This window comes from Mycobacterium sp. TH-M106 (assembly GCF_057473765.1).
In genome coordinates, this window is sequence record NZ_JBYCLE010000256.1 from 1 (window position 1) to 1,549 (window position 1,549).

Genomic DNA, 1,549 nt, shown 5'->3' on the forward strand with positions numbered 1-1,549 from the left:
CTGTTTTGCGTCTGACTTCGCGATAGAGATCGGTGTGTCGATCAGACGACATCCGACGGGTTCTCCGAGCTCTCTTGGAGGATCTGATCATGTCCGAAGCAAACTCTGGTGGCGACCGCTCGCACCGTCGCCCGAAGCGGTTCTTGAGCCCGTCGCAGAAGTACGAGATATGGCTGCAGCTGGTACGCCAGGAGGTGACGATCGCCGAGGCCGCCGCCAACCATCAGGTGGATCGCACGACGATCATGCGCATCCGCACGATCGCCAAGGAAGGTGCGCTGGCCGCGCTGGCGGCAGCCAAGCCAGGCGCGGCGGCCCGCCAACGCGACTACGAACTCGATGCCGCCAAGGCCGAGAACGCGCGGCTGTCCGAGGCACTCAAGGAGATGGCCGTGCGGCTGACGTTGGTCGAGGGAAAAGGGCGCTGGGGCTAAGTGGCCGAGTCCCACACCGTGTCGACGTGGCCACCAAGACGGCGCTGTTGGGCTTGCTCGACCAGGCGGTCGATGAAGGTTGGACACTGCGCCAGGCATGCCATGCGTTGGAGCTCGGCGAGCTGCGGGCACATCGCTGGATCGCTCGCCGAGCGATCGGCCAGCTGGTCGACAAGATCCCTGGTGGGTCGCCCATGCATGGGCTGCTCGACGAAGAAGTCAGCGAGATCTTGGCGTTGTTCGACCAGTGGGGCGAGACCGACCGCTCGCACCGCAAGCTTGCTCACCGCGGCTCTTATCTGGGCCGGGTATGGGTGTCACCGTCGAGTGTTCGTCGGGTCCTGTTCTTGGCGGACAAGCACTTTCGACCACTTCCCAAGCCTGGACGTTCTCAACGCAAGCCCTTCCCGGATTGGGTGGACTACAAGCCGAACTCGATCTGGATTTACGATACGACGCACTTCACCAGGGCGGGGATGGCAGTGTTGATCATTCAGGATTTGGTCTCGCGCAAGTGGATCACCGAGGTCGTCTCCGCTGAGGAAACCTCCACCCAGGTCGAGATCGGGTTCACCGACGCGCTCGACATCGAGGGACTCCTGCAGGCCGTTGAGCGACGCGCCGACGGCCTGGTCGATATCGGCATCGACGACCAGGCCCGGCCGATCCTGCTCGCGGTGTCCGATAACGGTCCCCAGATGACGTCGGGCTCGACGCGGGAGTTCATGGCCATGTCTGCGATCGCCCAGCACTTCGGACGCCCCGGAACGCCGACCGATCAAGCCTGGATCGAGAGTTTCAACGGGCACCTCAAGGCCGAGTTCCCGCACCTGCTCGCGATCGAGGACCCCGCCACCCTGCGCGCCGAACTTGCCGTCACCCGCCAATTCTGGAACGGAGTCCGGTTGCACGCCGGCATCGGCTATGTCACGCCCAACGACGAACACGAAGGACGAGGGGAGGCCATCCGCAAAGCACGCCAAGCCGGGCTCGAATCCGCCCGCAACCGCCGACTTGCCTGGCACCGCCAGCAAAGGCACACTCAACCCATACAGGATCCCGACGATGTTGTCTGATCAAACGCGAATGTCTATCGCAAAGTCAGAAACACCTCA

2 protein-coding genes are annotated in these 1,549 nt (G+C 63.3%); both read left to right on the plus strand.

From position 1 onward, the window contains the following. The first annotated feature begins 89 nt into the window (after positions 1-89). A complete protein-coding gene (locus AC2VOP_RS08895; RefSeq protein WP_369738284.1) occupies positions 90-434 on the plus strand; it encodes a helix-turn-helix domain-containing protein in 345 nt (114 codons plus the stop codon). A 26-nt stretch (positions 435-460) separates the two neighbouring features. After that, positions 461-1,510 (plus strand): integrase core domain-containing protein, encoded by a 1,050-nt coding sequence (locus tag AC2VOP_RS08900; RefSeq protein ID WP_369738131.1) that lies wholly within the window; start codon positions 461-463, stop codon positions 1,508-1,510. The last annotated feature ends 39 nt before the right edge of the window (positions 1,511-1,549 follow it).

Bases quoted from the DNA above. Each gene is read 5' to 3' on its own strand.
- AC2VOP_RS08895 (WP_369738284.1), top strand. From the start codon at position 90: ATGTCCGAAGCAAACTCTGGTGGCGACCGCTCGCACCGTCGCCCGAAG.